At 75.5% G+C, this 7838-nt stretch carries 7 protein-coding genes; all 7 read right to left on the bottom strand.

Annotated features, from left to right (window positions below; translation table 11 throughout):
- On the bottom strand, positions 1-321 hold a 321-nt coding region (locus tag ACFVXK_RS35510; protein ID WP_389620497.1), incomplete at its 3' end, for an ATP-binding cassette domain-containing protein.
- Positions 318-1079, bottom strand: coding sequence for a type II CAAX prenyl endopeptidase Rce1 family protein (locus ACFVXK_RS35505; protein ID WP_389620494.1), 762 nt, complete (start codon positions 1077-1079; stop codon positions 318-320). The genes ACFVXK_RS35510 and ACFVXK_RS35505, both read right to left, overlap by 4 nt.
- Complete coding sequence (locus ACFVXK_RS35500) at positions 1076-1807, bottom strand: type II CAAX prenyl endopeptidase Rce1 family protein (RefSeq protein WP_389620491.1); 732 nt, start codon at positions 1805-1807, stop codon at positions 1076-1078. Before ACFVXK_RS35500 ends, ACFVXK_RS35505 begins: the two co-directional genes overlap by 4 nt.
- Positions 1782-3146 carry a YcaO-like family protein gene (locus ACFVXK_RS35495; protein ID WP_389620488.1) on the bottom strand — a complete coding sequence of 455 codons (1365 nt, stop codon included), beginning with the start codon at positions 3144-3146 and terminating at the stop codon, positions 1782-1784. The genes ACFVXK_RS35500 and ACFVXK_RS35495 overlap by 26 nt, the downstream gene beginning before the upstream one ends.
- On the bottom strand, positions 3143-4231 hold the full coding sequence (locus ACFVXK_RS35490) for a hypothetical protein (RefSeq protein WP_389620485.1): 1089 nt from the start codon (positions 4229-4231) through the stop codon (positions 3143-3145). The genes ACFVXK_RS35495 and ACFVXK_RS35490 overlap by 4 nt, the downstream gene beginning before the upstream one ends.
- Positions 4232-4234: 3 nt before the next feature.
- The gene (locus ACFVXK_RS35485; protein ID WP_389620482.1) at positions 4235-5185 is read right to left on the bottom strand and encodes a SagB/ThcOx family dehydrogenase; all 951 of its coding nucleotides are present in this window, start codon (positions 5183-5185) and stop codon (positions 4235-4237) included.
- A gap of 341 nt (positions 5186-5526) precedes the next feature.
- On the bottom strand, positions 5527-7838 hold a 2312-nt coding region (locus tag ACFVXK_RS35480; RefSeq protein ID WP_389620480.1), incomplete at its 5' end, for a polysaccharide lyase family 8 super-sandwich domain-containing protein.

Genomic DNA, 7838 nt, shown 5'->3' with positions numbered 1-7838 from the left:
GCTGGGGAACTGGGACTCCTGGAGCTGCATGCCGAGCAGCCGGGTGACCGCGTCGCGGTCGCGGCGGGGGTCGTGGCCGCAGACCGTGACCGTGCCGCCGCGTACGGGCCGCAGGCCGCCGACGGCTTCGACGACCGAGGTCTTGCCCGCGCCGTTCGGCCCGATGAGCCCGAAGATCTCCCCGGGGCGGATCCGGAACGAGACGTCGCGGACGGCGGTGAAGGTGCCGTAGGCGACGGTCAGCCGGTCGGCGCGCACGACGGCGTCCGCCGCCGGGTCGGTGGCGGGCGGCCGTCCGGCGGGCGGCTGGTCGGTGGTCACAGGCTGAGCCTCCCGGGGGCCGTGCGCGCTCCCGCTGCCGGGGAGGCGCCGAGGTTGGTGTAGAAGCCGGCGAACGACATGTGCAGCACGAGGGCGGGCAGCACGCCGCCGGTGGCGGTGGTCAGCAGGCCGCCGACCGTGCCGAGGACGAGGCTGGAGGTACCCAGCACGTAGGCCTGGGTGCGGGTGGAGACGAGGGCGACCTGGCCGGCCGCGAACAGGCAGGTGCTGAACGCCAGGGCGAACGCGGGGCCGGCGCCCAGCGCCCCGAGCCCCAGCAGGACCGCCCCGCGGAAGAGGACTTCCTCGAACAGGGCCGCGGCCGCCGGGACGGCCCACCGGGAGTGCCGGGGCAGGGCGAGGACGGCGGAGATCCACTGGATGCGGGCGATCTCGCCGGGGACGTCGGCCCGCGGGTGGACCCGGTAGAGCAGGGAGACGCACAGGATGGTGGTGCTGGAGGTGCCGAGGACCGCCAGCAGCAGGGCGAGCGCGGTCCCGGGCGCGGGGACGGCGAACACCTGCCGGAGGGCGAGCGGTGTGGCCGCCAGCAGCACCGCCAGGGCCAGGGCGCCCAGCACCAGGTAGACGAGGGTGCCGAACACCGCGAAGGCCGGCTCCGGGCGCAGCCGGGTCCGCCCGGCCAGCCACAGGGCCGTCCGCCGCCGCCGCGCCGGATCGCCGAACGGCAGCCGGTACAGGGCCAGCCACAGGGCGACCGCGCCGGTGCTGAGCGCGGTGAAGGCGGGCACGCTCATCCGGCGGCCCCCCGCCCGGCGGCCGTCCGGGCCCGGGGCCGCCGCTCCCGCTCCTGGCGGACGGCCAGGGCGAGGACCGTGCCGTTCTGCGCGAGGTGCGCCACGAGCGGCACCGCCAGGCTGCCCGACACCACCATCAGCAGCCCGAACACCGCCCCGGACAGGGTCTTCTGCGCCACCGCGAGCCCCCCGAAGAACAGGTGCCCCACCGCGTACGCCACGGCGGCCGCCGCGACCGCGACGCCGGCCGGCAGGTGGAGGCGCTCGTGCAGGACCCCGATCCACAGGCCCCGGTACAGCAGTTCCTCGGCGGCCGCGGTCGCCAGGACGGACACCGCGTACCCGCCGCCCGCCGCACCGCCGGCGCGGTGCACCGCGAGCCGTGGCAGGCCCGCCCCGGCCGCCAGCCGGGGCACGGCGCCGACCGCGAACTCGGCGCCGACCAGCGCGGCCCCCGCCACGGCCGCGGCCGGCAGCCAGAGCACGGCGGGCGGGCGGCCGCTCAGCGCGTCCGGGAGGAAGCCGCCGTCGGCCGCGACGGCGAGGGCCGCCGCCGTCACCACCAGGTAGGCGGCGGGGACGCCCACCAGCCCCCGCCGGGCGGCCCGTATCCGGTCGGCGCCCGCCTTCGCCGCGGGGCCGAACGCCGTGGTGACGCGGATCAGTTCGGCGGGTGCGACGGTGGCCGCCAGCACCAGCAGCTCAAGGGAGCGGGTGGGGGACCACATGGGTCACACCCCCGTGCTCTCGGATCCGCGGATGCCCCTTGGGCGGGAAGCCGGGCAGGCACATGCTCAGCAGCTCGGGGACGACCGCCCGGACCACCCGCCAGGGGGTGTCGGCCAGTTCCGGCGGGGTGAAGTCCAGGTAGCCCGCGAACTCGCTGACGCCGCCGAGGTCCCGCAGCAGCCGGTGGATCGCCGCCGTGTCGTCGTCGGCGTAGCCGGGCAGCGTGGCGAAGCCGGTGCGTCCCTCCACGCGGCTCTCCACCGCGCCGAGTTTGCGCCGCGCGTCCCCGGGGGCGGCGAACCACAGCACGTTGGTGTCCAGGTCGGTGTAGGCCGAACCGTTCTGCGCGAAGTGCACGTGGGGCAGGTCGAAGACGGTGCTGAACATGCCGATCCCGAGGATGGCGGCCGCCTCCGCCGCGCCGCGCAGCAGGGCCCGCCGCGGGTCCGGGTCGGCCTGCAGCCCGAAGGCGATGTAGGGCAGCTTGCCGTCCCGGCGCACCAGGGTCACCCCGATGTTCGGCAGCGGCAGTTCCGGCCGGGTCAGCAGGCTCGCCCGTACCTCGTACGGCCCGTCCGGGGCCAGTCCGGCCGCCTCCAGCAGCTCGTGGCCGTCCGCGTCGAGGTCGATCAGCGGCGCCTTGGACCCGGTGTACCAGTTGAGGATGAACGCGTCGATCTGCACGGCTTCGACGAGGGCGCCGAGCAGCGCCTTGTCGAGGGAGACGTGGGCGGCGGTCCCGGTCGAGAAGGACGGGGTGAACAGCTTGTCGCCCGCGACCGGGTCGCTGCGGAAGCCGAGGAAGACCAGCTGCGCCGGCAGGTACACCTCCTGCCCGGGCCGGGTGAGCGAGGGGCAGGCGATCCACGCGATCACGTCGTCCTCGCCGGGCAGGACGGGCGAGTACCGGGGCATCATCCGGGCGATCCGCTCCTGCTGTACGGCGTCGAAGACGCCCAGCAGCTCCAGGGGCGGCACGCGGTGCCGGGAGGACAGCGACCGGTGGGAGGCGTACTCGATGCGGTCCGCGAACAGCGGCATGGCCATGATCGCCGCATAGCGCTCGACCGCCTCGCCGGTGAGCCGGGTCACCGCTTCCTCGTGGGTCGAGCCGTAGCCCGCCAGGTGGTACTGCATCTGCAGGTGCGGGTCGTCCAGCGCCAGCCGGTGGTACTGGGGCATCGCGGCCGTGGCCGAGCGCAGGTACGGCTCGCCCTCCACGGCGGCGACCGAGACCAGCATGCCGGGCAGGATCCCGCCCTGGTTGCCGCCGATCCGCCCGTAGCGGGCGAGCGCCGCGCCCATCCCGGGGTGGCCCAGCAGCGGGATGCCGCTCATCGGCCCCCTCCGAGCGCCTCGCGCACGTGCCGGTCGACGATCACCCGGCTGCTGAAGTTGATCTCCCGTACGACGTCCCGGGCGACGTGGCCACAGGCGGGACAGGTCCCGATCCGCAGGACGTCCTGCGCCTGTATCTCGTACGTGGGCAGGTAGACGGCGAGCGCCCGGCCCAGGAAGCGCGAGGTGCCGAGCGAGCGCAGCAGCACGGCCTCGTTGACCAGGTGGGCGCAGAGCAGCGACTCCACGCCGTTCGCCCGACCGGTGCCGCCGGGGGCGGTGGCCCCGACCATGCTGTGGTAGCCGATGTGGTCCTCCAGCCGGGCCAGGGAGCGCTGCTCGAAGCACTCCAGGCAGCCGGTGCGCGGGCTGTCGGCGCCCACGACGGTGGCGAAGGGGCCGTCGACCAGGCCGACCACCACCGGCTTCTCCAGGTGGCAGGCGAGCCGGTTGAGCGCGCGCAGCGCCAGGATCGAGGCCTGCCCGAGGTGGACCACCAGCGCGTCGCAGTGCGCCACGGTGGCGCTCAGCCGCTTCAGCGCGTCCGCCGCGGCCAGCCCGCCCGTGCCGGAGGTCAGGTCGGCGGCGTGCAGGGCGTCGAGGAAGTCCGCCGGCAGCATCTCCAGCGGCAGGTCCAGGGCCTCGGCCTGGGCGGCCACGTACGCGGCGGCGCTGGGCGAGTCCGCCGCGAAGGCGACCGTCGCCCCGGCCCCTTCGCCGGCGCCGTACAGGTCCAGGTTGCCGAGCAGGGCCCGGGCCATGTCCGCGCCGCGCTCGGACGGGCGGTCGTACGCGAGGAACCCGGCCTGGCGCAGTTCGGTGACCGCGAGCTCCAGGTTGGCGCGCTCGACCGGGGTGAGCCCGGCGGCGTCGGCGAAGGTGCCGTCGGCCGCCTTGCCGGCCGCCAGCGTCTCGAACAGGGCGGTCATCGCGGCCCGGACCGCGGGCGACTCCGCCCGCAGGTCGACGTTGACCTCGGAGAAGTTCCAGATGCCCCAGCGCAGCCGGATGACGCCCGGCTCCACGGCGAGCAGCCGGACCGAGGTGGCGAGGAGGACTCTCGAACCGGAGGGTGCGGGGGTCATGGCTCAGGCCTCTCCGTGTCCGAGGAGCGTCAGGTGGACCACGTGGCGCGAGGTGCCGTCGCAGCCGAGTTCCCGTTCCAGCGACTGCTTGTCGTACCCGCCCTGGTCGCAGCCGATCAGGCCCAGCGCGGTCCGGGCCAGGTGCACGTTCTGCGAGATGCCGCCGGCCTCGATCAGCCCGAAGACCAGTCCGCTGTCCCCGTACTTCTGCGAGTTGGAGTACAGGTCGTAGACGTAGACCAGGGCCAGGGCGGCCTTGTCCGCCTCCACGTCCTTGGTCTGCAGCTGCCGGGCCAGCTCGACCGGCCGCGGCTGCGGGCGGCAGGGCAACAGGGTGTGGCTGTGCGGCTGGTACGCGTACGCTCCCGGTGCCAGGCCCTTCACGTGCTGGGCGAGGACCGCCACCCGCACCGGGTAGAGCCCGCCGCCCGAGGGCGCGTTGCGCAGCGCCACGGCGGCGTCGCCGTCCTGGGCCGTGGGCACCGGCAGGCGGCCCGACACCCCCTGGGCGTGCCACAGCACGGTGGCCAGGTCCTCCAGCGTCACCGGCTTCCCCGAGAAGCCGCGGCCGCTGCGCCGGCCGGCGACGGTGTCGGTCAGGCCGCTGCGCAGCCGCCGGTGCGGGGGCAGGGGGAGCGCCCCGTCGAGCCGCTCCTGGAGGTCGTTGTGCGCGGTGGAGAGGACGGCGTCGTGGCCGTAGAACCGGGACACCCCCAGCTGCATCCCGAGATCGCGCCCCCCGCGGCGGTGGTTGAGCAGTAACTCCTCCCCCACGAAGCCGTGCACGGCCGGACTCCACCTCCCCCGGACCACCGACTCCGGCGCCCGTACCACCGTCGTCGCGCTGTAGACCGACACGGAGGTGTGCTGCTGGCCGAAGGCCGCCACGGTCGCCAGGTGGCTGTTGCGGCCCAGGTGGTCGGAGACGGCTTCCTGCGAGTCCTTCAGTGACATCTCGGCCTTTCCTTCGACGGCGGTGTGCCTCGGACAGGATCTGGGGAGGGCAGGCGTCGGGCGGGGCCGGTGACCCCGCCCGACGATCGGCGGCTACCAGCTGCAGCACGAACTGCAGCAGCAGTTGCCGCCACCGCAGGTGGTGCTGGCGCCCGGAGCCACCTGGACGAACGCACCGCCCGTGGCGGTGCTGCCGACCTGGCCGGAGAAGCTCAGCATTGTTTCCCTCACCTCCCATCGAGGACGCGGAGAACAACGGCCCGGACCCGCAGGCCGCCTGGAGCGTAGCAGCCGCCGGGGATGGCGAGAAGCGGTCGCGTCGACCGTCAACTCCCCTTCTTTCACACCCAGTTGGGCGCAGGAACGGCACCGGTGCGGGCGGTCGTCCGGAGGGTGGCGGTGAAGCTCCGGCCGTGGGCCCGGCGGGTGTCCACCTCCAGCCGGGTGCCGGCCGCGACGTGGCCTACGCGGACCTGCGGGTCCCCCTCCACCGGCCGCAGCCACCGGCCCGGCAGCAGCAGGCCCACGGCGGCCCGCCGGGTGGTCGGATCGGAGACGGCCACCCGCACGGCGCCGGGGTCCCGGCCCGCCGGCCGGTGGGCGACGATCACGGACCCGGGTCCGTCCAGGCGCAGGGCGGCGGTCCCGTGCGGGCCGGGTGCGAAGCAGTGGGCGGCGAGCAGGCCGAGGCCGGTGTGCGCCACCGCCTGGAAGCGGGCGGTGTTGGCCAGCACCCGCAGGGGTCCGCCCCGCGTGCCGTAGCCGCGCATCCGCTCCTCGTCGGCGTTCGGCACCAGCGCCCAGGCGGCACACAGCGGAGGCGCGCCCGCGGGCCGGTCGAGGGCCGCCGTGAACACCCGCCGGGTGACGGGGGCGGCCGGGTTCGCCAGGCGCAGCGCCCTGGGACTGCCGGTGACCAGCTCCAGGCCGACGCGTACGGGAGGCGCGTCGAGGAACAGGTACCCGACCGCGGTGCCCCGGGTGGGATTGGCGTACCGCAGCCACCGCAGGCTGCACGGTTCCGTTCCCGCGCCGGGTGCCTCGTAGGGGCGGCCGTCACGGGTGGCGCCGGTGACGAGGATCCGGTCGTCCGGGTGCGCCGTACGGGCGTCGACCGTGGTCGTCACCGCCCGTCCGGCGAGGTCCCCGACACCGGCCGCCAGGACGAGGACCTCGTCGTCGAACAGGAACCAGGACTTCGTCGCCGTCGCCCCCCGGTAGACGGTGAAGTCCGCCGGCAGCAGCGCCCGGTCCCGGAACGCCGCGTCGTCGCTCTGCACCATGCCCGCCGCGCCGTACGCGCCGAGGACCGTCCCGCCCGACCAGTCGGCGGTGGCGCGCGGGAAGTACACGTAGGCGTTCTGGGACGCGGAGGAGGCCGTGAACGCCAGGGGGTGGGACGGATTGTCGTAGTACAGGGCGCCGCCGTACAGCTCGGGCACCGTCCGGCGCCGCTCGACGGGGGCGCTCACGCCGGGCAGCCCGTAGGGGGAGACGGTGGCGTAGTGGCCGACGTCGTGGCCGGGGCCCTGGTCCTCGCCGGACAGGTACAGCCGGTGGGCGCCGTCTCCCTGGAACCACGGCATGAGGTTCTCGCCGTTCAGGTACTCGTACTTGCTCGTCCGCGTCGAGCTGCGGGCCAGGACGAAGGCGTGGCCGGGGCGCCGGTGGACGGTCCGGTCCATGGCGTTGAAGGCGAAGCTGCCGCGCCGGGGCGCCAGGTCCGCGGCCCGCACCGCGGGGTCGGCGAGGAGGTCGGCGTAGCGCGCGAAGGAGAGCGGCGAGACGAAGGAGGCCGGGTCGCCGCCGGCCCGGCAGGCGGGGCCCAGGTGCCTGGCGTAGGCCCGCAGGGCCCGGGCCCGGTCGCCCGTGGCGAGGGCGGACAGCCCCAGGACGGCCTCGCAGACGGCGCGCGCGTCGGCGTACCCGCCCTGCGGCCGGGTGAGGCCCCGCCCCTTGACGGTCTCCGTCATCCACCCCTCGAAGACCAGCGGGGCGAAGCCGTCCCGGATCCACCCGTGGACGGCCGCGACCGCCTCCGGGCCCGGCCCCAGGCCCGTCCCGTCGAGGAGGGACAGCGCCTCCACGACGCGCGTGAGCAGCGCCGTGCCGTAGGAGCCGGTGGAGGCGACGGAGCCGTGCTGCACGAACGAACCGTCGCGGTGGAAGCCGTCGGTGACACCGTGCCGGGGGGCGTCCGGGTCGAGGGGGTCGAGGACCGTCAGCTGGTCGGCGAGGGCCTTGCGGATCCGGGCGGGGTCGCCGAGGAGGGCCCCCTGCACCATGCGGTTGGTGGTGATGTCGGCGAGGTTGGCCGCGGTGTGGAACCGCGAGTCCAGGTCCACGTCTCCGGCCGCGCCGTGGCCCAGCCGGCGGTCCATCGCCGCGACGTACGCCGCCGTCAGCCCCGGGTACCGCGCGGCCGCCTCCGGCGCGAGCAGCGCCAGGGTCCTCCCGGCATGGCGCGGGATGCCGATCTCCCACGGGAACCAGTTGCCGTAGCCGGCCGGGGCCCGGTCGCCGTAGTGCTCCTCGTACAGGCGGACCAGCCCGCCGAGCACCTGCAGCCGCACGGCCGCCTCGCCGGAGGGGCCGGGCGCCGGACGGCCGGGGAGGCGGGTGGCCAGGGCGATCCCGTAGAGCCTGCGGTACG

Origin of the sequence: Streptomyces sp. NPDC058157 (assembly GCF_042884105.1) — a bacterium.
GTDB lineage: Bacteria > Actinomycetota > Actinomycetes > Streptomycetales > Streptomycetaceae > Streptomyces.
The sequence above is the reverse complement of the archived record's forward strand: the minus strand, read 5'-3'. Positions and strand labels throughout refer to the sequence as shown.

Coding starts and splice junctions, on each gene's coding strand:
- ACFVXK_RS35495 (WP_389620488.1), bottom strand. CDS start 3,146: ATGAGCGGCATCCCGCTGCTGGGCCACCCCGGGATGGGCGCGGCGCTC.
- ACFVXK_RS35485 (WP_389620482.1), bottom strand. CDS start 5,185: ATGTCACTGAAGGACTCGCAGGAAGCCGTCTCCGACCACCTGGGCCGC.
- ACFVXK_RS35505 (WP_389620494.1), bottom strand. CDS start 1,079: ATGAGCGTGCCCGCCTTCACCGCGCTCAGCACCGGCGCGGTCGCCCTG.
- ACFVXK_RS35500 (WP_389620491.1), bottom strand. CDS start 1,807: ATGTGGTCCCCCACCCGCTCCCTTGAGCTGCTGGTGCTGGCGGCCACC.
- ACFVXK_RS35490 (WP_389620485.1), bottom strand. CDS start 4,231: ATGACCCCCGCACCCTCCGGTTCGAGAGTCCTCCTCGCCACCTCGGTC.